This window comes from Planomicrobium okeanokoites (assembly GCF_003428875.1).
GTDB lineage: Bacteria > Bacillota > Bacilli > Bacillales_A > Planococcaceae > Planococcus > Planococcus okeanokoites.
On record NZ_QQRS01000003.1, the window covers coordinates 356732 to 381612 of the forward strand.

Here is a 24881-nt window from a genome sequence, read left to right on the forward strand (position 1 = left end):
AAGAAAAGAAGAAGAAATGAGATTATTTGGGAAATTTATGATAACAAATATTAATTGGTTAATATTTAAAATAGAGAAACTTTTTTACTGTATGCTACTTTATTGGTTTCATATTTGATATTATTAAGTTCAATAGATATCTTTTTGCGGTTTTCGACATATTTCGCCGCTATTCATCTTTAGGAGGATTTAAACTAATGAACGACAAGTCTCAGCCTGGAACGGAAAAAATGCCAGAAAGTCCGCTTTCTGATCCAAGTGATCAATTTCATTTTGAAGATTCGATTTTTGAATACATCGTTCAAAAAGTGCCTGTAAGTCTATATATAATGTCTCAAACAAATTTTATCTATGTGAATGATTGTTTATGTGAAATGCTGGATTATCCGGAGGAAGATTTTTTGTCAGGTAAACTCGGATTAACAGATATCATCCATCCTGAAGATTTACCGAAAGTACGGAAAAGGTTTTTCCATCTTTCAAAAGGGACCACACAAAAAGCGCGATATCGCGTAAGAGTTATTAAAAGAGACGGCAGTTTACTGCATGCTGAAATAAATTCGACCACATCTTCTCTGGACGGGAAGCAAGTTTTTCTTGGCAGTGTTTCGGATATTACGGAAGAGGTTCTTGCGAATGATCGTTTGAAAGACAGTGAAGAACGCTTTAACTCCCTGTTCTATGAAAATCCGGATGCTATTTTTTCGTTTGACCTGGAAGGTAATTTCATTGATGTTAATCCAGGTTCTCTTAAATTATCCGGGTATTCTCACCAGGAATTGATGGAGATGGCGTTTATGCCGATGATCATACCAGAACATTTGGATAAAGCGCTCTATTATTTCGCTGAATCGTTAAAAGGAAACACCAATCGATATGAAATCGATCTGTATGGAAAAAATGGAGAGCTCATCAATCTTGAAGTGACCAATTTTCCGATGCAGCAAGCCGGACAAATCACAGGGGTTTATGGAATCGGAAAAGATGTCACCAGCCGGAATGAACATAAAAAACTATTGGAAGAAATGGCTTTTTTCGATCATTTGACGAAGCTGCCCAATCGGAAATTATTTGAGGACCGGCTGGAACAGGCACTGAAACTTTCATATGAGTCAAACACTGCACCGGCAGTACTTTTCTTGAATATGGACCGCTTTAAATATATAAACGACTTATTGGGTTATGAGCATGGCGATCTTTTTCTGAAACAGACATCCCAGCGTATGGTGGAATGTGTAGCCGAATCCGCGACTGTCGGACGATTTGCAGGAGATGAGTTTGCGGTTCTGCTGCCGGATACAACAACGGAATCGGCAATCGAATGCGCTAAAAGGCTCAACAGTACACTGGCTGAACCGATTGAAGTCATGGGGCAGCAATTATCGCTGACAGCCAGCATCGGTATTGCTTGTGCGGACGATTCGAATGGAAATTTGATCAAGCAGGCTGAAGCGGCTATGCTGTACACAAAAAAGCACAGTAAAAATAGCTTTTCTTTATTTTCGCATGAGTTAAATAAGGAAATTGCGGACAAATTGACCATTGAACGGGAACTGAAATCGGCGATTCGCAATGATGAATTTCTTATTCACTACCAGCCCATTATGGACCTGGCCGCCGGAAAAATAAGCGCGATGGAAGCGTTGATCAGATGGAATCACCCGGAACTTGGTATGGTGCCGCCTGACCGGTTCATCCCTGTATCAGAGGAGAGCGGGCAGATCATCGCTATAGGCAAATGGGTGCTTTACACTGCCTGTTCACAGACTAAACAATGGCAGCAGCAAGGCTATGCGCCTTTTCGTATCTGTGTAAACATCTCCACCATCCAGCTTCAGCACCCGAATTTTGTGCAATTAGTGAAAGGCATTCTCGAAGAGACAGGGCTGGAAGCGAAATGGCTTGAACTTGAAGTCACTGAGAGCATCCTTCTTGAAGACACTGAAACCTTGAAGGAAAGTTTACTTAGCTTGAAAGCATTAGGCATTTCGATGTCGATCGACGATTTCGGCACCGGTTTTACATCATTGAATTATCTGCGGCAATTTTCGTTTGACCGGGTAAAAATTGACCGCAGTTTCGTTCAGGATATCAATCAGGATTTGAGCGGCAAAGCCATCACGTCCACTATCATTGCATTGGCGCATAAATTGGGAATGGAAGTAGTAGCGGAAGGAATTGAGGATTCCGTGCAGCTTTCCTATCTGGTCAATGAACTTTGCAATGAAGGGCAGGGGTATTATTTCTGCCGTCCCAAATCCGCTGACCAGCATGACCTGCTCATCATGGATAAGTAAGAAAATGGAGTGAATAGACGTTTTTTAACCTGAGCCAACCTGCGCAAATACTATTGCGTAGGTTGGCTTTCTTTTTTGTAAAAATGGTATAGTTGCAATAATGTAAGATTTTTCAGACAAAGGGGATGATGATTTGAATACTATGGAAGTTTTGAAAGATTCTTTTGACAACACAGACTATCAGCTTGCTGGGCATGGGCCGAGAAATGTAAAAGTGTTGAAGCAGGCATTTCAGGAAATAGATGATGAAGTAAAATCCGATATATACGGCACAGGTGCCGCAATCAACGATTTCGAAGATAAGATGGCTTCTTTTCTCGGCAAGGAGAAAGCGGTGTTTTTTCCAAGCGGCACAATGGCGCAGCAAATTGCACTCCGCATCTGGACTGATGTTAAAGGTTCGCCGAAAGTGGCCTATCATCCATTATCCCATTTGGAAATACATGAAGAAGACGGGCTCAAAAAATTACATGGAATTGAAACGGTGCTGCTGACTGATAAAGACAGTGTGATCCAATTGGAAGATGTAAAATCGATGCCAGCTGATGTGGCTTGCGTACTTCTCGAATTGCCGCAGCGGGAGATTGGCGGCCAGCTGCCAGATTTCGAAACACTGACAGCTATATCACAATATTGCCGGAAAAAAGATATCCGTCTTCATCTCGACGGTGCGAGAATTCTCGAGACTCTGCCTTATTACCAGAAGTCCGTCGGAGAAATCTGCAGTTTATTCGACAGTGTGTATATCTCGATGTATAAGGGAATTGGTGGTATTGCGGGGGCCGTTTTGGCGGGAGATGATGATTTCATCAAGAATTCGAAAGTTTGGAAGAAACGTCATGGCGGAGATCTTATTTCGCTGTACCCTTATATTTTTACAGCCGATTACTATTTCGAATTGCGGAAAGACAAAATGGCGGATTATTACGAGGCTGCCAAAGAACTCGCGGCAAAATATAATTCTTGTACAGGAATTGCGACCTTGCCTGAAATTCCGGTATCCAATATGTTTCATGTGCACATTGACAGACCAAGAGAACAGGCGGCGGAAATGCTGGCTGGCGTGCAACGGGAATCTGGCATCGGCTTGTCAGGGTATGTACGTGAAATCGATCAGGGCAATTGCTATTTCGAAGTCAGCTTAGGTGATGCCTATTCTGATGTGCCTAAGGAAAAGATTGATACTGCCTTCCATCTGCTGGATGAAAAGATGAAAGGTGAATAAATTCACTGAGAGAGGATGTTTTGATGAAATATTCTTTATTGCCGAAAACGGATTTGAAAATATCAGCTATCGGACTGGGGACGAATGCAGTAGGCGGGCATAATCTATATGACAACCTGAACGAAGAAGATGGCAAAAACCTTGTGCGGACGGCTCTCGATAATGGCATCTCATTTATCGATACTGCGGATGTTTACGGGACGGGTCGTTCTGAAGAGTTGGTGGGCGAAGTGTTAAAAGAGTATCCCCGGGACCGATATGTGATTGCCACAAAAGGCGGCAGTGATTGGCGCAACGGCATACGCGACAACTCTCCTGAATATCTTCGGAAAGCGGTCGGCGAAAGTCTGGAGCGGCTGCAGCTTGAAAGCATCGATCTTTACTATATCCATTGGCCGGATAATAAAACGCCAGTCAAAGAAGCGGTCGCTGAGCTTGCAAAGCTTAAAGCGGAAGGGAAAATCAAAGCGGTGGGCGTCTCCAATTTTACGTTGGAGCAATTAAAAGAAGCCAATAGTGAAGGGGGAATCTCAGCGATCCAATTGCAATATCACATGCTTGACCGCTCGGTCGAAAAAGATATTCTGCCGTATTGCGTGGAGCATGGGATTACGGTTGTCCCTTACGGACCGTTGGCTTTTGGCATCCTGGGAGGAAAGTACGATGAAGATTTCCTGCTCGAAGAAGGGGACTGGCGAAAACGGGTGCCCTTATTTCAAGAAGGCGAGTTTGAAAAAAATCTAGCTATCGTCGAAAAGCTGAAAGCACTTGCCGGACGTCTTGGCACGGATGTATCGAAATTGGCATTGGCCTGGCTTCTTGCACAACCTGGCATCGATTCGGTAATTCCGGGCGGTAAAAGGCCAGATCAGGTACTGGCTAATCTTGAAGCCGCAGATATCGAATTGGATGAAGAATTATTGGAAGAAATAGACGAAATCCTGAAAGAAAAATAAGTGATTGAATCGGACAGCGGCTTCCCGTGCATGAACGGGAAGCCGCTTTTTTTTTATTTTGGTGAAATTTGATTTCCCTTTAAACTTTCGGCAAGTCCTGGACCAGCGAAATGAATGCTTTTGAAACATAAGGCATGTACCGGTTTTTAGCAGAAATGATGCCAAGCATCCATGGAAACGTATTGGTCAGCGAAATAACTTTGAATGGACCCTCTTTTACCCGTTCACAAATCAATTCCGGCATTAAAGTGACTCCAAGATTTTTTTCAACCATGCCGACGATAAAATCCCATTGCGAACTTTCATAAGCAATTCTGGGCGTAAACCCTTCAGAAATACAAAACTCTATCGTCCGGCCATTTAACGTAAATTCTTTGCTCAGCAATAGGAACGGGTCATCCTTGAACTCGATAAGATCCACTTTTTCCAAATGGGCAAGTGGATGTGATTCGTGAACCAGCAGCTTTATCTCCTGATCGACAAATGGCATGACTTCGTACTTCTCTTCATCCACAGGAAGCATGACGAAGCCTAAGTCCACTTCCCCTTCGGCCACTTTCTTTTCAACTGTTTTTGCGCCATCTTCCGCCAGTATGATGGCCACGTCAGGATACTGCTTTTGAAATTCGGCGATGATTGTGGGAAAGAACAATGTACTGATGACAGGGGGCAAACCGATTTTTATCTTTCCCTTATTCAGATTCATCACATCATACAGGGAAGCTGACAGGTCATCCAGACTGTAGATGATTTTTTGAGCCTGCAGAAACACGACTTCGCCGGCGTCTGTAAGACGGACTTTTCGGGAAGATCGATCGAATAGGATGACATCCAGATCTTCTTCTAAATTTTTTACCATTTTGCTCAAACTGGGCTGAGTGACATGCATTGTCTGGGAAGCTTTTGTAAAACTTTTATGTTTGGCAACTTCCACAAAACAGGTTAGCTGGCGAATATCCATAATGGTCCCCTTAATCTATAACTAATAGTTATAGATATTATAATTTTAATTCATTTTACCTATCATAACAGACGATGTACACTGAAAAAAGTATTCCGACACAATATTGTGACAAATCACTATTTACAAAGTTTAAGAAAGCGCTTGCAAAAGACTGGGACGCCAGTTCAGGCAGTATACACTCATTCAATTTAGGGGGAAAAATATATGTTAAGTATGATCGGATTGGTCGGGGGACTTATTTTGCTCATCGTCTTGACGATGAGAGGCTGGAACCTATTGGTTGCGGGTCCGTTATGCGCGCTCGTAGTAGGTCTGTTCAGCGGAATGCCGTTATTCCCGCAAATGGTGGAAGCAGGGGAATCAAACTTTTTAACAAATTATATGACCAGCTTTTCTGGATTTATCACTTCCTGGTTCCCGATGTTCCTGCTTGGAGCAATTTTCGGTAAAGTAATGGAAGACAGCGGAGCGGCCGACAGTGTGTCGCGCTGGCTGGTCGGAAAATTCGGCATTAAAAAAGCGGTTCTGGCAATTGTTATTGCCTGTGCGGTTCTTACATACGGTGGAGTCAGCTTGTTCGTCGTTGCTTTCTCAGTTTATCCGATGGCTTTGAGCCTCTTTAAACAAGCGGATCTTCCGCGCCGTTTCATTCCCGCTGCACTTGCATTCGGGTCGGTTACATTCACAATGACATCTGCCGGTTCACCTGAAATCCAAAACTGGATTCCTATTGAATATCTTGGCACTTCACCATATGCAGGATGGGAAGTCAGTATCATCGTTGCCGTATTCATGATGATTTTCGGTTACTGGTGGTTGAAACGCATGATCAACAAAGCGGTCAGTAAAGGCGAGCGCTTTGAAACACGCAAGACGGATCCGGTCATCGAAGACCGCGATTTGCCAAACCCATTGATGGGGCTTATCCCGTTATTGGTGGTACTCATTATTTCGTTCGTGCTTCATGATGTGTTGATGACATCGGCATTGATCCTTGCCCTTCTTGGCGGTATTATTGCCACTTATGTCATCAACCGTAAATATTTCACCAATGTCAGCAAAGCAATTTCTGATGGGACTATCGGCGCTTTGATTGCCATCGGCAACACGGCGGCCGTTGTCGGATTTGGCGGCGTAGCAAAAGCGGTTCCGGCTTTCGAAGTCGCTGTCAATGCCATGACGAGCATTCCGGGAAGCCCGCTCATCGGCGGCGCACTTGCTGTCAGTGTCATCGCCGGCTTGACGGGCTCAGCTTCCGGCGGCCAGGTTATTGCCTTGCCTCTACTGGCACCGCATTATATTGATATGGGTGTCAACACGGAAGCGTTGCACCGAACAGTAGCGATTTCATCAGGAGCACTCGATTCTCTTCCGCATAACGGCTACGTGGTTACGACAATCCGCGGAATCTGCGGTGAGTCCCATAAAGACGCATACGGTGCTGTTGGCGCTGTAACAGTCATTGTGCCATTGCTCGGCTTGACGATAGCGATCATCCTGTTCTCGCTTGGCTTGGGCATCGGAAATTAATCCGAACTAAAAACAAAGATTTTTCAAAGTGTGGAGGTCAGGCATTATGGTTAAAGATAAAGTTGTATTCATCACCGGTGCAGCCAGTGGCATCGGCTACGAAATCAGGCGGGATTTCGCTGAAAATGGAGCGAAGATCGTCCTGACGGATATCAATGAAGAAGCGGTGAAAGTAGCCGCTGATGCGATGATTGAAGAAGGGTATGAATGCATCGGCATCCGTTGCGATGTAACCAGTGAAGACGAAATCATCATGGCGATCAATCAGACCGTGGAGACCTTCGGAACGTTGGATATTCTGATCAACAATGCTGGAATGCAGTATATTTCACCGATAGAAGAGTTTCCGACGGAAAAATACGAGCTGTTGATCAAAATCATGCTTGTGGCGCCGTTCATTGCGACAAAACACGTATTCCCTGTCATGAAAAAACAAGGCTATGGCCGCATCATCAATATGGCTTCCATCAACGGCCTCGTCGGTTTTGCCGGTAAAGCGGCCTATAACAGCGCCAAGCACGGTGTCATCGGCTTGACGAAAGTGGCTGCCCTTGAAGGGGCGGAGCACGGCATCACCGTCAATGCGATGTGTCCCGGCTACGTGGATACTCCGCTCGTCCGGAACCAAATGGGCGATTTGGCGAAAACACGTAATGTTACAGTAGAAAAAGTGCTTGAAGAAGTCATTTATCCGCTGGTGCCGCAAAAGCGCTTGCTGTCGGTTCAGGAAATTTCGGATTATACGATGTTCCTGGCAAGTGACAAAGCTTCAGGCGTAACGGGACAGGCTGTCGTATTGGACGGCGGCTATACAGCACAATAAAAAAGAACCCGATGTGAAAACTCACATCGGGTTCTTTGCTTTTTCAGGCAATCATATCATTAGCTTCTGTTAGCAGCCGGTCATATAGACGCAAGTTTTGTTGATAAGGCATCTTGTAGCTGGCTAAGCTGTGTTCTCGGATCAAGCCGAAAACGGCTTCGTCTGCAATCTGATGCAGCCGGTTCAATGATTCGGCGTTTTTCCAAGCGGTTTTTTCGAACTCAATATTCATCAATTGTTCATCCAGAATAATCTTCAAAATTCCCGGATCCCTGTAATGGCTGTCTTCAGGAGCAGCTTTTTTCAGCTCATGGACTTTAATCGTCCAAGGCATCGATTCCAGCAGCGCTTCTCTGTCAGCCGCATGGCCGAGCTCATGCAATGTCATTACTTCAATATAGGTTTTCAGGCGAACTGGGAACGTGAGCTCATCTTTAGCTTCTTGAATCCTGCTGATGTCCACACCAATGCGGTCAAGGATAAAATTATAGCTCATATTGATGCCTTTCCTATGTTCTATTAAGTCCAGTCTGTAATTCGTTAAATCCATCACCGAGCGAATCCAGGCCATAATTTTGCTTCTATTTTTATTTTCCGTCATTATAAAATTTTTAATCCCCCAAATAATAAAAATCTATCTCTTTTATTAATTATATAAAAATAACGAAAACCTCACAAGCAAATGATTTCGACATACAAAAAGGGATCAGCACATGTGTGGCTGATCCTGTCTTAGTGATATTTATCTGAGAAACTTTTCCACTACACCAAGAAACAGCCGATCCTGTTCGACATTCGGTGCATGGCCGGAATCCTGGAATTCCATGTAATCGGCATTCGGGATCAGGACAGCTGTTTCCCGGCCTTTCTCCGGTGGATTCAATCCATCATGTTTTCCGCTGATCACAAGTGTTTCTGCGGTAATCTTCTTCAAATCATTCCGGAAATCGAAATCCCTTAAAGCTGCAGATGCGGCTCCCTGTTCGTCGGCGTTCAACATGCGGCTGTTCTTGGCTATCCGTTTTTGCCAGGCATTGACAGCTTCCTGGTCATGAAAGATCAATTGGGAAGAGATCGCCAATTTCTCAGCAATGCTCATTCCTTCAAGCTGGTCTTTATAACGGTCGAACATCTCGGCCATCGATGATTGCTCGCCGTATGATTTTGTGGCTGCGAGTATCAATTTTTCTACGCGCGCGGGTTGTTTGATGGCGACGCCCTGCGCAATATAACTGCCCATTGAAATACCCAGTAAATAGACAGAATCGAGATTAAGGTGGTCCAATAGAGCGATCGTGTCGGCCACATGATCCTCCAGGGTGAACTCGGAGAGACGATCGGATTCCCCGTGGCCGCGCGAATCCAACGCGATAATCCGGAATTTATCCTTTAAATAACCGATTTCCCGGTAGAACATCTGATGATTGCTCGTCAACCCGTGCAACAGCACAAGCGGCTCGCCTGTCCCTGTATCTTCATAAAATAAGCGGATTCCATCGTTTTCAAAAAATGGCATATGTATTCTCCTTTGAATAAGCATGTTATTACCCTATACCCTTTTCAGTCAAAAATAAATAACCCGCATGAATATACGGGTCAGTTTTCCTGATGCAAAGCGCGTGTTTTATTGTATTTTTCAATGACAAGAAAAAGTGCTATCAACACAAATAGGAAAGCCAGCGTCATATACCACGGAAATTCAGTGATAGATTGTCCGAAAGCGGTGTAGACGACAGCCGGCAATGTCAGGCCGATTGCAGAATAATACATATATTCTTTGAAGCTTTTTGTCATGTCCATCAAATAGAAGCAGAGAAGTTGAAAGTGGACGAATGGCATGATGCGCAAAAGCATCACCTGGCCGACGCTAAGCGTTCTGTCGGGAAAAATCCGTTCTTTCAACTTAGTCATTTTCCGATGGAATTTCGGCAGGCGTTCTAACAGGAAATAGATGATCGCACTCATCAGCATCAAGCCGAGATAAGAAAGAATCGCCCCTTGGACGAAACCAAAGGCGACACCGCCAACGATGCAGACGGCTACGACAGGCAGAAAGACGAATGGCCGGATCAAATGGAGAATCAAAAAGAAGAAAGGGGCCATCCAGCCTGCATTTTCTATAAAAAGTTCAATCGACTTGTCAAATTGGTCCATGGTGGCCTCCTTTGCAAGATGTAATGATATCAATAAAGAAGGATAATCCATATAAAATTTAATGGCAAGCCTTTTGACCCGAACATTGAAGAGGTTTGTTTTGCAAAAACGGATAGAGGGAACAATATTTTGGTAAACTGAAAAAGGGGAACGTAAAACAGAAAAGGGAGAGGTTTAACGTGAAATCGACAGAAACCAGTTATCCAATTGAAAAAGTGCGGGCACAGTTTCCAGCGCTCGAACGTACATATAAAGAAAGGCAAGCCGCCTATTTTGACGGACCGGGTGGATCGCAGGTCGTGCTTCAGTCGATCACGGCGATTGCGGGTTATATGCAAAGAGGAGGGGCGAATCTCCATGGCGCATTTCCATCCAGCTGGGAAACGGAACAAGTGATTTCAGAAGCCCGTGAAGCTGCAGCTGATTTCCTGAATGTACAGCCGAACGAAGTGGCTTTCGGAGCGAATATGACAACGCTGACCATTGCGATTGCCAATGCGCTTGGCAAACAATTTAAAGAAGGTGACGAAATCGTTGTGACTGAAATGGACCACCGGGCAAACGTCGATCCCTGGCTGATGATGGCCGAAGACCGTGGAATGACAGTCCGCTGGATACCAGTCGATAAAGAAAAACTGACGCTTGATATGCAGGATATCGATACACTCATCAATGATAAAACGAAATTGGTGGCGCTTGGCATGGCATCGAATGCCATCGGCACAATCGTCGATCTTGGCCCTGCCGTCAGACGGGCACGTCAAGTCGGCGCACTGGTCGCAGCTGATGCCGTGCATGCGGCGCCTCATATGCCGATGGACCGAGAAGAGCAGGATATAGATATCCTCTTATGCTCCGTCTATAAATTCTTTGGACCGCATATTGGAATAGCGGCAATCCGTGAGAGCATCTTCAAGGATCTTGAACCTTATAAATTGACGACATCTCCGTCCTATTATCCGGACAAGCTGGAGACGGGTACGCAGAACCATGAAGGGATCGCGGGCATCCGTCCCGCTATCGAATTTTTTGCTTCACTGGGCGAAGGCCAGACGCGTCGGGAGAAAATCCTTTCCGGTTACCACGAAATCGAAATGTATGAAAACCGCTTGGCTGCACGTTTACGTGAAGGTCTGGGCGCACTGGAAAATGTCACGCTTTGGCAGGCAGCGGACGATGTGCCGAAAACGCCTACAATCGCATTTAAAGTGGCGGGCTACGAACCTTCGGATATTTGCGTGATATTAGCGGAAGAACACAGCATCTTCACAGCGGCGGGCCACTTCTACGCCTCTACACTCGGGGACGTGCTGGATGTCAATAAAACCGGCGGCTGGGTGCGGGCAGGCCTCGCCCCTTATAATACTGAAGAAGAAGTGGAACGTTTCATCAGCGCGATCGCTTCTTTGTAAATGTTTAGATTCATCCTATAGAAAAAGGCTTCGCATCCGCGAAGCCTTTGTTTTTATTTCATTTCTTTATGTGAGAATGGGCATTTCCCTTGGATCGGCTCACTGTCGTCGCCGATGAAAAATTGTTTCCACTCGTTATGTTCCGGGTCGCCAAAGTGGCTGATGTCCGGATGTGTCGGCAGCTGGTCCCATTTCTCCACGCGCTGGCGCACTTTTTCGCGGGACATGATGCCGCCTTTTTCTGTACCTGTCAACCCTTCAAATATGCGGCGGGGCTGGAATCCGAGAACCATGGCATTGCCGAGGTCACGGGTCTTGCGCCGTTTATAGGCGGGAGCATTGCCGAAGATGAATATCGGTTCGCCTTTGAACACAAAATCCCATAAATAATGATCCGGATCTTTTGGTTTGTCGTCCGGCCATTCCGTATCGTCCATATTATGGAGATATTGCAAAATCGCCCAGAATTCATCTCGATACTGTTCCAGGCTGCCTTCCGTTTCAAACGGTTCCACGAAAACAAAAAGCCCATGGCGCTTGTGTTTCGGCTCATTGAACAGCGTAAGGAATTCTTCGACGATGACGGGCAGTGAAGACCAATCATCGCGGCTTATGTATCCATATCTCAATTCGCCTTTCAATTCACCGCTCATGCCGAAATAGCATGGAAATGTCTTGTCAGTGACCGTATTATGGAATGTCTTGTATTCTTTCAGCAGCCATTCCGGCAAATCTTTCCGTGATTCGAAATCTTCTTTCGTAAGTAAAGCTTTATATGCTGTTTCCATCTTATTTCCTCCGATGCGTTTAATTACCTTATATTTTATTTCCTAATAATGGCCGTTCTAAACTTCTTCAGAAATAAAGGATGAACGGAATAGCGTGATAGAGACCGGATAAAATGGTACACTCTAAAGAGCGATGTTATTTCGAAGAAGAAATGCATACCACATTTTTCGCAAAGAGAAATGAATAAAAGGAGAATGAAATTGACACAAGTTAAATACAAGGAAGAAACGCCGCCGAATTACGATGAGTTGAAGAAATCTGCCAACCGCATGGCCAACTGGAAAGAACGCTTGGCCGCTGTTGAGGAATTAGGCAAGTGGAAAACGGAACAGACAATCAGCGTCCTGATGAACCGCATGAAGAACGATCCGGTCTACCAGGTTCAGGAGACAGCTTATGACATGCTGCGGAATTTCGGCGAAGATGTCGAAATGCCGGAACGCAATGAAAATGAGCTGATCAAAGACACGGATAAAGTTTTGGTCCGCATCAAAAAGAGTCTGCCCGCTGATCACAGCTATGAAGACTTTAAAGCGAAATTGCAGAAAATGCGCAGCGATATCTATGACACTTATAAAGGCGCAAAAGGCGATGAGTTTGAATCTTGGCTTGAAGCACAGTGGGAAGCTGCACCTGTGAGAACCAGAAGAAAATAATTCAGGCTATACAAAAAAAAGACGGAGCGGGAATTTCCCCGCTCCGTCTTTTTGCTTTTTTCAGTAAAAATTCGTTACATGTATTTCCGGATGATCGGCTTCAACCTGAATCCGAAAAGGCCGGCAAGTACAGCCAGGATCAAGTCTTTCGGAAGCGGCGGCACCATCCATGCCCATGCCATCATGTACGTGAAGCCTTCCGGTGCGGCAAACCACAATTTATAAGCCGCGTACATCCAGTTGGTGCCGAATAGGTAATTGATTGCGAGCCCCGCTAGAGCGGCTGCGACAAAACCTTTGCGTGTCGGAAATTTTTCCGCAATCAAACCGACAACATAAGAAAGCAGAATGAAAGATACGATAAATCCGAATGTCGGCGAAATAATGGTGTCCATGCCGCCTGAAAATTTGGCGAAAACGGGGACTCCAGCAAGGCCGATAAAGGCATAAACGACCATGGAAGCAGCACCAAGCTTACTGCCCAGCAACAGTCCTGCAAGAATGGCGAAGAACGTCTGCAACGTGATCGGCACTCCTCCGATGATTAAGAACGATGTCAGGTTTGCGCCGATGGCCATCAATGCCGAAAACATGGCAATGTGAACCAGTTTCAAAGTTCTTGCGTGATTAGCCGATCGGGTTTTTGAGTATGTAGTCATATGCAACCTCCAATTTATAAGCTATCCAAAGTATAATAAATACTGAAAAATGAGTCAACCTATTTTTTATTTAAGTTAACACAAAGAAAGGTGGGAGAATTTTGCATTAGATGAAAATTCCCCTTCATCGATTCTTCATGATAGAATATTGCATGTTTACTTGAGAGAGGAGTGTTGAAATGGCGGAGTGGTGGAAGAAGTCGACAGTTTATCAGATATACCCTAGAAGTTTCATGGATTCGAATGGGGATGGCATCGGAGATATACAAGGAATTATCCAAAAGCTGGACTACCTCGAAGATCTGGGTGTGAATATTATTTGGCTGTCGCCGGTCTATGATTCACCGAACGATGATAACGGTTATGATATCCGGAATTATCAAAAAATAATGGATGATTTCGGCACCATGGATGACTTCGAGGAATTGATAGGCCAAATGCACAGAAGAGGGATGAAACTGATGATGGATCTGGTCGTCAATCATACTTCGGATGAACATGAGTGGTTCAGCAGCAAACCGGAATATTACATATGGCGTGATGAGCCGAATAATTGGCTGTCGTTTTTCAGCGGCTCAGCGTGGGAACTCGATCAGCAGCGGGAGCAATATTTCCTTCATCTGTTTTCAAAGAAGCAGCCTGATTTGAACTGGGAGAACCCGGAGATGCGTGAAGCGGTTTATGCGATGATGCGCTGGTGGCTGGATAAAGGCGTCGACGGTTTCCGGATGGACGTCATCAATCTGATTTCCAAAGATCAGGATTTTCCGGACGGACCGGATGGTGACGGCGGGGAATTTTATATGAACGGCCCTAAAGTGCACGATTATCTTCAGGAAATGAACAGGGAAGTATTATCAAAATACGACATTGTAACGGTCGGTGAAATGCCTGGAGCAACCATTTCGGATGCCATCAAATACACCGATGAAGAGCGTAAAGAAGTGAATATGATTTTCACGTTCGAGCATATGGGGCTTGACCAGGCGAGCGGAGAAAAATGGGATTTGAAGCCGCTTCAGCTGACAGATTTGAAATACAATCTTGAGCACTGGCAGCATGCCCTGCATGATTCAGGCTGGAACAGCCTTTACTGGAACAATCATGACCAGCCAAGAATCGTATCGCGCTTCGGTGATGACGGGGAATATCGTATCGAGTCGGCGAAAATGCTTGCGGCTTGCCTCCACTTCATGCAGGGCACACCTTATATCTATCAAGGTGAGGAAATCGGCATGACGAACGTCCGGTTTGATTCAATCGAAGCATACAAAGATATTGAAACGCTGAATATGTATAAAGAAAAAAGGGATCTAGGGGTCCCGCACGAGAAGATTATGCAATCGATATATGTTAAAGGCCGGGACAATGCCCGCACACCGATGCAATGGAATGCGGAAGCCCATGGCGGATTTACAACCGGTACGCCTTGGATTGCATCGAACCCGAATTATTCGGGCATCAATACGCTGGATAAAGACGACAGCGGATCGATATACCAATTCTATAAAAAACTGATCCATTTGCGTAAATCGATGGACATCATTACACACGGCAATTTTATGCTGCTTCACCGTGCGGACGAAAATGTTTTTGCTTATACTCGTGAAATTCCAGGAGAGAAATTGACAGTCTACTGTAATTTTTCAGCGCGGCACATCGAGTTTCCAATGCCGCAGGGAGAGTTGCTGATCCAGAATTACGAGAAACTGGAAAGTACCGGGAAACTGATTTTGCGTCCATATGAAACAGCTGTGTTTCATAAAAAAATCTAGAAATCTTAAAATTTTAAGTTATGATAAGATTACTTCACATAACTGGAGGAGGAACTTAATGGCAAACGTGATGGGTGTAGATATTGGAGGAACGAAGATTCGTCTGGGGATCATTGACGGCGCCGGGACGATTCTTTATGACGAAAGGATACCGACGCAATTTCCGCTGTATCCTTATCTGGAGAAAAATGTCCTGCGGATTTTAGGTGATTATCCGGAAGTGGCAGCTGTCGGAATCGGCACGCACGGTTTTGTCGATCCGAAAGAGGGCAGCATCATTTTTTCAACCGATGCCTTGCCTGGCTGGAGCGGGACGAAAGTGAAAGAACAATTGCAAGCAGCAACAGGCATACGGGTCGAAGTTGAAAACGACGCCAATTGCGCGGCATTGGCAGAAGCAAAATTCGGCGCGGCGAAAGGGCTGGACAGAGTGGTCTGCCTGACGCTTGGCACGGGCCTTGGTGGCGGCATCATCTGGGACGGCAAATTACTGAGCGGCGGTCCTCACGGCGGAGCGGCGGAACTCGGGCATATCACATTATATCCGGGCGGTGCAGATTGTGCATGCGGACGCAAAGGGTGCTATGAACAATACGTTTCAGGTACAGGGATTCAGCGTCGCATCCGGGAAGCAGGTGTGGATTTGACACCTCTCGAGATGTTCCAAAACGCAGCAACGGATAAACAATCGCAGGATCTTTTGGAAGCGTTCACATATGATTTGGCAATCGTCATCAGTTCACTGCAGGCGGTCTTTGATATGGAGTCGGTTGTCATCGGAGGCGGAGTATCGGAATCTGCGGAGTATTGGTGGCCTCAGTTACTGGACCAGCTGGAACCATTGCTGCTCAATCCATTGGAAATTCAAACAGCGAAATTCGGCAATGATGCCGGAGTACTTGGCGCTGCATTACTCGTACTGGAAGGAAAGTGAAATCGTGGCAAAATTATTAATGGATCAACTGACTAAGACTTATGATAATAAAGTGACGGCAGTGGAGAATTTCAACCTTACTGTTGAAGATGAGGAATTCATCGTCTTCGTCGGACCGTCAGGATGCGGAAAATCGACTACTCTTCGAATGATAGCCGGCCTGGAAGATATCTCTTCAGGAACGTTTTCGATCGACGGCAAGAAAATGAATGAAGTGCAGCCGAAAGACCGCGATATCGCAATGGTATTCCAGAATTATGCTTTGTATCCGCATATGACGGTATACGAAAATATGGCATTCAGCCTCAAACTGAAAGGAATGCCGAAAGCGGAGATTAAGGATCGGGTCAGAAATGCGGCGGAGATACTCGGATTGATGGACTACCTGAACAGGAAGCCGAAAGCTTTGTCCGGTGGACAGCGTCAGCGTGTGGCACTTGGACGTGCGATTGTCCGTGACGCCAAACTGTTTTTGATGGATGAACCGCTGTCGAATCTCGATTCGAAATTGCGTGTGCAGATGCGGACAGAGATTTCGAAACTTCACCAGCGTTTAAAAACAACAACGATTTATGTAACACATGATCAGACCGAAGCTATGACGATGGCGACGCGGATTGTCATAATGAAAGACGGCGTTATTCAGCAGGTGGGGACGCCTAAAGAAGTGTACGATCAGCCTGATAACGTCTTCGTGGCAGGATTCATCGGTTCACCAGCCATGAATTTCTTCAATGGCCGCATAGAAGGCAATTATTTTGTTATGGGACAGACAAAACTTCTTATCCCTGATTCTGCCTTGCCTGAAGGTCTGGACAATCAGGAAGTAATTATCGGCTTGCGTCCGGAGCATATTACCCATAAACCGGTAAAAGATGAATCAACTGTTGAAGTGAATCTGGATGTAGTGGAATTGATGGGTTCTGAATATATGGTTTACGCAACACTTGAAGGACATTCATTTGTCGGCCGCGTGGACGCCAACCTTGATTTGGCAGCAGGCACAGTTTTCCCGATGGCATTTGAAATGGATAAAGCGCGCTTTTTTAATCCAACAACCGAAAAACGAATCAGATAAAATTTTTTTAAAGATATTGTGCAAACGTTTTCACTGTGATACGATACAGACAATTGAAAGTTGGAAACGCTTTCTTAAAAAGTTTCCATTTTTATTTTTCACAATTGTGCAAACGATTGCACAAAACTCAAAGGGGGATTACACACATGAAAGAGTTCAAATTCAAAAAAGGATTGCTCGCTTCATTACTGGTTACAACAAGTTTGTTGGCGGCATGCGGCAACGGCGGGGAAGAAGAAGGTTCTTCAGCTGAAGGCGACAAAGTAACAGTAGACATTTTTCAATTTAAAGTAGAGTTCAAAGAACAATTCGAAGATGTTGTGGCAATGTATGAAAAAGAAAACCCTGATGTAAATATTGAAATTACAACAGTAGGCGGCGGAGAAGATTATGGCGCTGCACTCCGTTCGAAGTTTGCTTCAGGCAACGAGCCGGCAATCTTCAATATCGGCGGACCTCAGGACGTAGCTGACTGGAAAGACAGCCTGGCTCCGTTATCAGATACTGCTGCTGCAGGAGCTGCACTTGACGGAACGCTTGACGGTGTCACTGTAGAATCGGAAGTTTTGGGTTTGCCTTATAACCAGGAAGGCTACGGATTCATCTACAATACACGCCTGTTTGAAGAAGCGGGAATCGATCCTGCCTCAATCACGGATTATGCAAGCCTTGAAGAAGCTGTGAAAACACTGGATTCAAAAAAAGAAGAGCTTGAAATTGAATCTGTATTCGCATTCCCGGGGAAAGAAACTTGGGTAACAGGATTGCATTTATCAAATACATTCATCGCACCAGAGTTTGACCATAACGTATTGTCTGCATTTGATGCACCGGCAGTAGAATTCAAATATTCAGATGGCTTCAAGAAAATCGTTGATCTTCAAAACGAATATTCAAAACAGCCGACAGTGAGCTTGGATTATTCTCAGCAAGTTGAAGAATTATTCTCATTGGAACGTGTTGCAATCATTCAGCAAGGGAACTGGGCTTACGGCTCAATCGCTGGAATCGACCAGGAATTTGCTGACGGCGGAATCGACATGATGCCGATACCGGTTGAAGGCTATGAAGAAGGCGGCCTTCCGGTCGGTGTGCCAATGTACTGGGCAGTCAACTCAAACCTTGACGAAGAAGTGATCCAGGCTTCAAAAGATTTCCTGGACTGGCTGTATACTTCTGACGCTGGTAAAACAGCTGTAGTGGAAGATTTCAAATTCATCCCTGCATACGAGGGATATGACACTTCGAAAATTTCTGACCCATTATCCAAAGCTGTTTACGATGCTTCAGAAGCAGGCGAAACAATCGGATGGGTATTCATGGGCTATCCGACAGGATGGGGACAGGATGAACTGGGTGCCAACATCCAGAAATACTTGAGCGAAGAAGCGACTTGGGAAGAAGTAGTCGATTCAGCGAAAGCCGCTTGGGAAGCTGACAGACAATAAAACAGTGAAATAAATAAGCTGGAGACAAGAACAAAGCAGCCTCTGTGCTGCTTTGTTTTGTCTTTCCGCTTCTAATGCAGAAAGGAAGGGCTTCAATTATGCGTACGAAAGATTTTGCTTACTGGTTGTTCCTGGCCCCGGTCTTGATCGCTCTAACCCTCGTAGTCGTCGTGCCGATGCTGCTTGGCGTCTATTATTCCTTCACCAGCTGGAATGGCATCAACACAGGTGAATTTGTCGGCTTCCAGAATTATATCGATCTTTTCAAAGATGAAAGATTCCTGGATTCTTTATGGTTCACGACGAAATTCTCCGTTATTTCGGTCATCCTCATTAACTTCATCGGTTTGTCTTTGGCGTTGATCGTAACATCGCGCATCAAATCCAGCAGTCTTCTTCGGACGACTTTCTTCATGCCGAACCTGATCGGCGGTCTGATCCTGGGATTCATCTGGCAATTCATCTTCATCAAAGTATTTGCCAGTGTCGGTGAAATGGTCGGAATGGAAAGTCTGCAGGGATGGCTCTCTACTACAGAAACCGGTTTTTGGGGACTGGTCATTCTTATGAGCTGGCAGATGGCCGGCTATATCATGGTTATTTACATAGCGTATCTGCAAGGATTGCCGAAAGAATTGCTTGAGGCTTCTGAAATTGACGGTGCATCATCTTTCCAGCGTTTCCGCTACATCGTCTTTCCTTTGGTGGCGCCGGCATTCACCGTCAGCATGTTCCTGACACTGTCGAATACCTTTAAACTGTATGACCAAAACCTGTCTTTGACTGGTGGCGGACCATACAACTCGACAGAAATGGTGGCAATGGAAATCTTCAAGACGGCGTTCATGCAAAATGCTTTCGCATATGCGCAGGCAAAAGCGGTCATCTTCTTCGTAATCGTTGCAATCATTGCCTTGCTGCAGGTTTATTGGAATAAACGCCGGGAGGTTGAAATGTAATGAGAAACAAAAGAAATTGGAAGTTGGAGATTCTCGGCATTCTCCTCGGTATCTTATGGTTATTGCCTTTTTATCTGATGTTCGTCAACTCGTTCAAAACGAAAAAAGAAATTTTCATGGATGTGACAAGCCCTCCGGAACAATGGAGTTTTGATAATTACATCACCGCTTTTGAGGAACTGGATTTTCTCCAGACCCTATTCAATTCACTGCTCATCACAATCAGCAGCGTTGTGCTGATCATCATCTTTTCAGCGATGGCGGCGTACGCGCTGTCCCGCGCCAAAAGCCGGATCAGCACTGTCCTGTTTTTCATTTTTGTAGCGGCAATGCTGATACCGTTCCAGTCGGTCATGATTCCGCTTGTCACCGTATTCGGCCAATTTGAAATGCTGAACCGCGGCGGCCTGATTTTCATGTATATCGGATTTGGTGCCAGCCTGTCGATTTTCCTTTATCACGGCGCATTGAACAATATTCCGAAATCACTGGATGAGGCAGCACGCATCGACGGAGCCAATCGCTGGCAGGTTTTCTGGCACATCATCTTCCCGATGCTGAAGCCGATCACTGTCACGGTCGCTATCCTGAACATCATCTGGATTTGGAACGATTATCTTCTGCCATCTCTGGTCATCAATAAAACCGGAAGCGAAACCATCCCACTGAAGATGTTTTTCTTCTTCGGAGAATACACGAAACAATGGCATCTGGCACTTGCAGGGCTTACGCTCGCAATCTTGCCTGTCATCATCTTTTATTTCTTCGCACAGCGTTCAATCATCAAAGGCGTATCGGATGGTGCCATAAAGTAAAGGGGAGATTGAAGTGGCAATTACGATTAAAGATGTTGCGAAAGCGGCATCGGTCTCACCGGCAACTGTATCCCGTGTGATCGCGGATAATCCGCGTATCAGTGAAGACACAAAGAAAAAAGTCCGGGAAACTATGAAGCACCTGGGCTATTACCCGAACTTCCAGGCGCGTAATCTGGTTATCCAAAAAACTCAGACAATCGGTGTCATCATGGCCGATTCGGCGACCCTCGCTTTCCAGAATCCATTCTTTCCGGAAGTGCTCCGCGGCATCTCGAGCCGTGCCCATGAAAGCCAGTACGGACTTTATCTTTCGACTGGCGCCACTACCGAAGAGATCTATGAAGAAGTCATTTCCATGACCCAGGGAAAAAGGGTCGATGGCATTATACTTTTATACTCCAGAATCGGCGACAAAATCATGGATTACCTATACAATAGCAATACTCCATTTTCAGTCGTCGGCCGCCCGGATGTCCATACCGAATCGATTTCGTATGTCGATAACGATAATGTGGGGAATTCGTTTGAAGTCGTCAATTACCTGATCGGCCTTGGCCATCAGCGGATTGCATATGTTGGCGGCGGGTTGGAATATGTGGTGTCATTGGACCGTTTGAAAGGGTATCGAAAAGCAATTCAAAAAGCGGGAATCCGCTACGATTCCGAATTGATCGTCAATCAGTCGATCAATGCGGGGTTGGAAGAGCAGTCGGTCCAACGGCTGATGCGGCTTGAACAGCCGCCGACAGCGATTGTCACACATGACGATTTGATCGCTTATGAATTGATCAGTTATCTGCAGGACATGAAAATAGATGTTCCCGGCAATGTTTCCGTATTGAGCTTCAATAACCATTCGCTGTCAGAACATCTGAAACCGCCGCTCAGCACGGTGGATATTTCGATTTATGAACTGGGTCTGCATGCAGCAGAACTGGTACTTGAAAAAATTAAAGACAGGGAGGCGCCGGTAAGGGAAATCACGGTTCCTTCCCGGCTGATTGAACGAGGTTCTTGCCGAAGTCTTTGAAAGGAAATGAACATGAACAAAAAATGGTGGAAAGAAGCAGTTGCATATCAGGTTTATCCGAGAAGCTTCATGGATTCGAACGGCGACGGCATCGGAGATATCAATGGCTTAACGGCGAAACTGGATTATCTGAAGGAATTGGGCATTGACGTTATCTGGATCTGTCCCATGTATAAATCGCCGAATGATGACAATGGCTATGATATCAGTGATTACCAGGACATCATGGATGAGCTGGGAACGATGGAGGATTTCGACCGCCTTTTGGCGGAAGTGCACGCACGCGGCATGAAGCTGATTATCGACCTGGTCATCAATCATACAAGTGATGAGCATCCATGGTTCCAGGAATCCCGCTCGTCACTGGATAATCCGAAGCGTGACTGGTATGTATGGCGTGACAAACCGACAAACTGGAAAAGCATTTTCGGCGGACCGGCCTGGGAGTATGATGAAAAGACAGGGCAATATTATTTGCATATCTTCTCGAAGAAACAGCCGGATCTGAACTGGGAAAACCCGGAAGTGCGGAAAGCGTTATACGATATGGTCAACTGGTGGCTCGACAAAGGAATCGATGGATTCCGTGTGGACGCCATCAGCCACATCAAGAAAGACTTCACTGATTTGCCGCTGGAAGAAGGCAAGCCGTATCTGCCGGCATGGGAAAAAATGATGAACGTCGATGGCATCCAGCCGCTTTTGGCAGAACTTCGTGATGAGACATTCGCTAAATACGATATTATGACAGTTGGCGAAGCGAACGGCGTATCCGCTGATGATATCGAAGAATGGATCAGTGAAGAAAATGGCAAATTCAATATGGTCTTTCAATTCGAAGACCTTGGCCTGTGGAATACGGAAGAGAAAAAAGGGATCAATGTATCGGAGCTTAAAGATGTTCTGACCCGCTGGCAAAAAGCTGTTGAAGGAATAGGGTGGAATGCCTTATTCATCGAAAACCACGATAAACCCCGAGCAGTTTCAACTTGGGGCAATGACAGCATTTACTGGCGTGAAAGTGCGACATCGATGGCTTGCATGTATTTCTTCATGCAAGGCACACCGTTCATCTATCAGGGACAGGAAATCGGCATGACGAATGCGCCGTTTGAAAAAATCGAGCAATACGATGATGTCCAGACCCATAATCTGTATTTCTATAACTTAGCCGAAGGCATGGAACACGATGCGGTCATGACGCTGATCAAAGCGACAAGCCGTGACCACTCGCGCACTCCGATGCAATGGGACAACAGCCCGAATGCCGGTTTCTCTGAAAGCCAGCCTTGGATCTACACGAATCCTAACTACGAGTGGCTCAATGTTGAAGCGCAAAAACACAATCCCCATTCTGTGCTTTCCTTCTACAAGCAAATGATTGCACTGCGTAAAAAGATGGCCGTGCTTGTTTACGGCAGCTATGAGTTGAAGGAACTTGGGTTTGATGACGTTTATGCTTACACGCGCGAAGATGAGGATTCGAAAGTATTGATCGTTTCGAATCTCGGTCCGAATCGTTACCGCTGGAATGAACCGGAAAACCGCGGTCTGCTGATGTCGAATTACGAATCCGTTGACCCGGCAGAAATCCGCCCATATGAAGCGAGAGTCTATCAAATTAAATAAGCGAACAGAAAAAGGGCGGACCCGATGGGGTCTGCCCTTTTTACATTTTCGAAAAGATATCAATTTTTCGATCTTTATCAATGAAGCAGTGCAGCGATGCAGAAGCACCTCTTTGCCCTTCAACGCCTAATGCTTCATTCTGAATCTACTTAGAATTATGGAGCCACTTCTATACGTAAATCAGATATAAGCGGATGTGAGTTATAGAAAGCGAGCTGAGATATGGAGCAAAACAGCGAAGACTCCCAGGCGACTAAGCGAAGTGCTGAGATCCACTTGGGTGAAGTGAAACGAGCCCGAGTTAGCTCAGTGCGAGCAGCCAGGAAAGCGGAGCTGTTTTGCGGAATATCGTATACCTAGCTTTCTTTTTAAACACACTAGAGGAAAGACCGAATGGATCTTGTTTTTCTAAAATTAGTATCCTGGCTTCTCCAATAATTTAAAGATGTTGTTTTTATAATCCTCAACGCCCGGCTGGTCGAATGGGTTGATGTCCAGCAGGTATGCGCTGTATGCGCAGGAAATCATATAGAAATAAAACAGGTGGCCAAGATGGAACTCATCCATCTTTTCGATTGTCAGGCTCATTTGCGGAACGCCGCCGTCAAGATGCGCTGACGAAGTGCCTTTATAGGCAACGTGATTAAATTCCTGCAGCGTGATGCCGGCCAGGTAATTCAATTCGTCACCATCATTCTCCGCTTCGAATACTGTCAAATCTTCTTTGCTTTCCTTGATCAGCAGGAAACTCTCAAAAAGATTGCGGATGCCGTCCTGGATATACTGGCCCATTGAATGGAGATCAGTAGTGAATGATACGGAAGCAGGGAAGATGCCTTTGCCTTCTTTGCCTTCGCTTTCACCGAATAATTGCTTCCACCATTCCTGGACATAAGCCAATTTCGGTTCAAAAGTGGCCATGACTTCTGTGGTATAACCTTCTGAATAAAGGTGATGACGCGCAGCTGCATAACGGATGGCTGTGTTGGTTTTGGGATTGAATACCTGATAAGCCTCTTCCGCATCTTTTGCGCCGGCCATCAATTCTGATACTGAAAATCCGGCAGCGGCAATCGGCAGCAAGCCAACTGCAGTAAATACTGAATAACGTCCGCCCACATCTTCAGGTACGACAAATCGTTCATATCCATTTTCAATCGCCAGGTTGACCAGTGCGCCTTTCTCGGCGTCAGTCGTTACGATGATGCGTTCTGCGGCGGCTTCCCCGTAACGGTCTTCCATGTATTTTTTCAGAAAGCGGAAGGCGAGCGCAGGCTCTGTAGTTTTTCCTGATTTCGAAATGACATTGACCATCACTTCCTTGCCGTCGAGATGGGCGAGAAGCTGTTTCAGATATTCGCCGCTGACCTGATGTCCGGCAAACAGCACCTCGGTTTTTTTATCATCTTTATTGAAATAAGGCGAGAGAGCGGTCAATGCGGCTTTCGCGCCCAGATAGGATCCACCGATGCCGATGACGACCAATACCTCCGCTTTTTCCTGGATCACTTCGGCGGTTTTTTGGATGCGCTCCATAAATTCAGGCTGAACAGTGCTCGGCCAATCGAGCCATCCCAAAAAATCGGAACCTCTTCCTTCTTTATTGTATAAATTATCATGAATTTCCTTTAACGCGGCTTTTTTTCCGTCTGTCAAAACAGTTTCGAAAGACCCCGAATATGTAAACTCGATCATCTGAAAACTCCCTTTCCTTTTTCTCTCAAGTTTACCATATCCGGAGCTTC

General features: G+C 45.6%; 22 protein-coding genes. 15 read left to right on the forward strand and 7 right to left on the reverse strand.

Annotated features, from left to right (window positions below; all coding sequences use genetic code 11):
* Positions 1–197: 197 nt before the first annotated feature.
* The 3 genes from D2910_RS09710 to D2910_RS09720 all read left to right on the forward strand — a co-directional run bounded on the left by D2910_RS09710 (position 198) and on the right by D2910_RS09720 (position 4478).
* Positions 198–2297, forward strand: a complete 2100-nt coding sequence (locus D2910_RS09710) for a sensor domain-containing protein (RefSeq protein WP_117313364.1) — start codon at positions 198–200, stop codon at positions 2295–2297.
* A gap of 133 nt (positions 2298–2430) precedes the next feature.
* Positions 2431–3522 carry a threonine aldolase family protein gene (locus tag D2910_RS09715; RefSeq protein WP_377280305.1) on the forward strand — a complete coding sequence of 364 codons (1092 nt, stop codon included), beginning with the start codon at positions 2431–2433 and terminating at the stop codon, positions 3520–3522.
* 23 nt (positions 3523–3545) lie between these two features.
* Complete coding sequence (locus tag D2910_RS09720) at positions 3546–4478, forward strand: aldo/keto reductase (RefSeq protein WP_084242657.1); 933 nt, start codon at positions 3546–3548, stop codon at positions 4476–4478.
* 79 nt (positions 4479–4557) lie between these two features.
* Here the strand turns inward: D2910_RS09720 and D2910_RS09725 are convergent, their stop codons facing one another.
* Positions 4558–5439 carry a LysR family transcriptional regulator gene (locus D2910_RS09725; protein WP_117313365.1) on the reverse strand — a complete coding sequence of 294 codons (882 nt, stop codon included), beginning with the start codon at positions 5437–5439 and terminating at the stop codon, positions 4558–4560.
* A gap of 207 nt (positions 5440–5646) precedes the next feature.
* Between D2910_RS09725 and D2910_RS09730 the strand changes: the two genes are divergently transcribed.
* Together D2910_RS09730 and D2910_RS09735 are read left to right on the forward strand one after the other, a co-directional pair.
* The gene (locus D2910_RS09730; RefSeq protein WP_084242655.1) at positions 5647–6972 is read left to right on the forward strand and encodes a GntP family permease; all 1326 of its coding nucleotides are present in this window, start codon (positions 5647–5649) and stop codon (positions 6970–6972) included.
* A 46-nt stretch (positions 6973–7018) separates the two neighbouring features.
* A complete protein-coding gene (locus D2910_RS09735) occupies positions 7019–7795 on the forward strand; it encodes a 3-hydroxybutyrate dehydrogenase (RefSeq protein ID WP_117313366.1) in 777 nt (258 codons plus the stop codon).
* 43 nt (positions 7796–7838) lie between these two features.
* Here D2910_RS09735 and D2910_RS09740 read toward each other — a convergent pair whose 3' ends face one another.
* From D2910_RS09740 to D2910_RS09750, 3 genes are all read right to left on the reverse strand, one after another.
* On the reverse strand, positions 7839–8366 hold the full coding sequence (locus D2910_RS09740) for an integrase (RefSeq protein ID WP_133299098.1): 528 nt from the start codon (positions 8364–8366) through the stop codon (positions 7839–7841).
* A 171-nt stretch (positions 8367–8537) separates the two neighbouring features.
* Positions 8538–9311: an alpha/beta fold hydrolase gene (locus D2910_RS09745; protein ID WP_084242652.1), complete on the reverse strand. Its 774-nt coding sequence runs from the start codon at positions 9309–9311 to the stop codon at positions 8538–8540.
* A gap of 80 nt (positions 9312–9391) precedes the next feature.
* Positions 9392–9949, reverse strand: coding sequence for a TVP38/TMEM64 family protein (locus tag D2910_RS09750; protein WP_084242651.1), 558 nt, complete (start codon positions 9947–9949; stop codon positions 9392–9394).
* A gap of 179 nt (positions 9950–10128) precedes the next feature.
* Between D2910_RS09750 and D2910_RS09755 the strand changes: the two genes are divergently transcribed.
* Positions 10129–11361: a cysteine desulfurase-like protein gene (locus D2910_RS09755; protein WP_117313367.1), complete on the forward strand. Its 1233-nt coding sequence runs from the start codon at positions 10129–10131 to the stop codon at positions 11359–11361.
* A gap of 53 nt (positions 11362–11414) precedes the next feature.
* Here D2910_RS09755 and D2910_RS09760 read toward each other — a convergent pair whose 3' ends face one another.
* Complete coding sequence (locus tag D2910_RS09760) at positions 11415–12149, reverse strand: YqcI/YcgG family protein (RefSeq protein ID WP_117313368.1); 735 nt, start codon at positions 12147–12149, stop codon at positions 11415–11417.
* Positions 12150–12344: 195 nt separating this feature from the next.
* Here D2910_RS09760 and D2910_RS09765 point away from each other — a divergent pair, with 195 nt between their 5' ends.
* Positions 12345–12806, forward strand: a complete 462-nt coding sequence (locus tag D2910_RS09765) for a HEAT repeat domain-containing protein (RefSeq protein ID WP_084242648.1) — start codon at positions 12345–12347, stop codon at positions 12804–12806.
* 74 nt (positions 12807–12880) lie between these two features.
* Here D2910_RS09765 and D2910_RS09770 read toward each other — a convergent pair whose 3' ends face one another.
* The gene (locus D2910_RS09770) at positions 12881–13465 is read right to left on the reverse strand and encodes a biotin transporter BioY (protein ID WP_117313369.1); all 585 of its coding nucleotides are present in this window, start codon (positions 13463–13465) and stop codon (positions 12881–12883) included.
* Positions 13466–13644: 179 nt separating this feature from the next.
* Here D2910_RS09770 and D2910_RS09775 point away from each other — a divergent pair, with 179 nt between their 5' ends.
* From D2910_RS09775 to D2910_RS09810, 8 genes are all read left to right on the forward strand, one after another.
* Positions 13645–15240: a glycoside hydrolase family 13 protein gene (locus D2910_RS09775; RefSeq protein ID WP_117313370.1), complete on the forward strand. Its 1596-nt coding sequence runs from the start codon at positions 13645–13647 to the stop codon at positions 15238–15240.
* Between the two features lie 58 nt (positions 15241–15298).
* Complete coding sequence (locus D2910_RS09780) at positions 15299–16174, forward strand: ROK family protein (protein WP_084242645.1); 876 nt, start codon at positions 15299–15301, stop codon at positions 16172–16174.
* A gap of 4 nt (positions 16175–16178) precedes the next feature.
* Complete coding sequence (locus D2910_RS09785) at positions 16179–17252, forward strand: ABC transporter ATP-binding protein (RefSeq protein WP_117313371.1); 1074 nt, start codon at positions 16179–16181, stop codon at positions 17250–17252.
* Positions 17253–17398: 146 nt separating this feature from the next.
* Positions 17399–18700: an ABC transporter substrate-binding protein gene (locus tag D2910_RS09790; RefSeq protein WP_084242643.1), complete on the forward strand. Its 1302-nt coding sequence runs from the start codon at positions 17399–17401 to the stop codon at positions 18698–18700.
* A gap of 98 nt (positions 18701–18798) precedes the next feature.
* The gene (locus D2910_RS09795; RefSeq protein WP_117313372.1) at positions 18799–19659 is read left to right on the forward strand and encodes a carbohydrate ABC transporter permease; all 861 of its coding nucleotides are present in this window, start codon (positions 18799–18801) and stop codon (positions 19657–19659) included.
* The gene (locus tag D2910_RS09800) at positions 19659–20474 is read left to right on the forward strand and encodes a carbohydrate ABC transporter permease (protein ID WP_084242641.1); all 816 of its coding nucleotides are present in this window, start codon (positions 19659–19661) and stop codon (positions 20472–20474) included. The genes D2910_RS09795 and D2910_RS09800 overlap by 1 nt, the downstream gene beginning before the upstream one ends.
* A 13-nt stretch (positions 20475–20487) precedes the next feature.
* Entirely contained in the window at positions 20488–21507 is a 1020-nt protein-coding gene (locus tag D2910_RS09805; protein WP_117313373.1) for a LacI family DNA-binding transcriptional regulator, read from the forward strand.
* Positions 21508–21519: 12 nt separating this feature from the next.
* Entirely contained in the window at positions 21520–23136 is a 1617-nt protein-coding gene (locus D2910_RS09810; RefSeq protein WP_117313374.1) for a glycoside hydrolase family 13 protein, read from the forward strand.
* Positions 23137–23550: 414 nt separating this feature from the next.
* Here the strand turns inward: D2910_RS09810 and D2910_RS09815 are convergent, their stop codons facing one another.
* Entirely contained in the window at positions 23551–24831 is a 1281-nt protein-coding gene (locus tag D2910_RS09815; RefSeq protein WP_117313375.1) for a glucose-6-phosphate isomerase, read from the reverse strand.
* Positions 24832–24881: the final 50 nt, after the last annotated feature.

Excerpts from the sequence above, each read along its gene's own strand:
- D2910_RS09790 (WP_084242643.1), top strand. The coding sequence starts at position 17,399 with ATGAAAGAGTTCAAATTCAAAAAAGGATTGCTCGCTTCATTACTGGTT.
- D2910_RS09730 (WP_084242655.1), top strand. The coding sequence starts at position 5,647 with ATGTTAAGTATGATCGGATTGGTCGGGGGACTTATTTTGCTCATCGTC.
- D2910_RS09810 (WP_117313374.1), top strand. The coding sequence starts at position 21,520 with ATGAACAAAAAATGGTGGAAAGAAGCAGTTGCATATCAGGTTTATCCG.
- D2910_RS09710 (WP_117313364.1), top strand. The coding sequence starts at position 198 with ATGAACGACAAGTCTCAGCCTGGAACGGAAAAAATGCCAGAAAGTCCG.
- D2910_RS09725 (WP_117313365.1), bottom strand. The coding sequence starts at position 5,439 with ATGGATATTCGCCAGCTAACCTGTTTTGTGGAAGTTGCCAAACATAAA.
- D2910_RS09735 (WP_117313366.1), top strand. The coding sequence starts at position 7,019 with ATGGTTAAAGATAAAGTTGTATTCATCACCGGTGCAGCCAGTGGCATC.
- D2910_RS09770 (WP_117313369.1), bottom strand. The coding sequence starts at position 13,465 with ATGACTACATACTCAAAAACCCGATCGGCTAATCACGCAAGAACTTTG.
- D2910_RS09795 (WP_117313372.1), top strand. The coding sequence starts at position 18,799 with ATGCGTACGAAAGATTTTGCTTACTGGTTGTTCCTGGCCCCGGTCTTG.
- D2910_RS09775 (WP_117313370.1), top strand. The coding sequence starts at position 13,645 with ATGGCGGAGTGGTGGAAGAAGTCGACAGTTTATCAGATATACCCTAGA.
- D2910_RS09800 (WP_084242641.1), top strand. The coding sequence starts at position 19,659 with ATGAGAAACAAAAGAAATTGGAAGTTGGAGATTCTCGGCATTCTCCTC.
- D2910_RS09740 (WP_133299098.1), bottom strand. The coding sequence starts at position 8,366 with ATGGCCTGGATTCGCTCGGTGATGGATTTAACGAATTACAGACTGGAC.
- D2910_RS09750 (WP_084242651.1), bottom strand. The coding sequence starts at position 9,949 with ATGGACCAATTTGACAAGTCGATTGAACTTTTTATAGAAAATGCAGGC.
- D2910_RS09780 (WP_084242645.1), top strand. The coding sequence starts at position 15,299 with ATGGCAAACGTGATGGGTGTAGATATTGGAGGAACGAAGATTCGTCTG.
- D2910_RS09720 (WP_084242657.1), top strand. The coding sequence starts at position 3,546 with ATGAAATATTCTTTATTGCCGAAAACGGATTTGAAAATATCAGCTATC.
- D2910_RS09745 (WP_084242652.1), bottom strand. The coding sequence starts at position 9,311 with ATGCCATTTTTTGAAAACGATGGAATCCGCTTATTTTATGAAGATACA.
- D2910_RS09815 (WP_117313375.1), bottom strand. The coding sequence starts at position 24,831 with ATGATCGAGTTTACATATTCGGGGTCTTTCGAAACTGTTTTGACAGAC.
- D2910_RS09760 (WP_117313368.1), bottom strand. The coding sequence starts at position 12,149 with ATGGAAACAGCATATAAAGCTTTACTTACGAAAGAAGATTTCGAATCA.
- D2910_RS09765 (WP_084242648.1), top strand. The coding sequence starts at position 12,345 with ATGAAATTGACACAAGTTAAATACAAGGAAGAAACGCCGCCGAATTAC.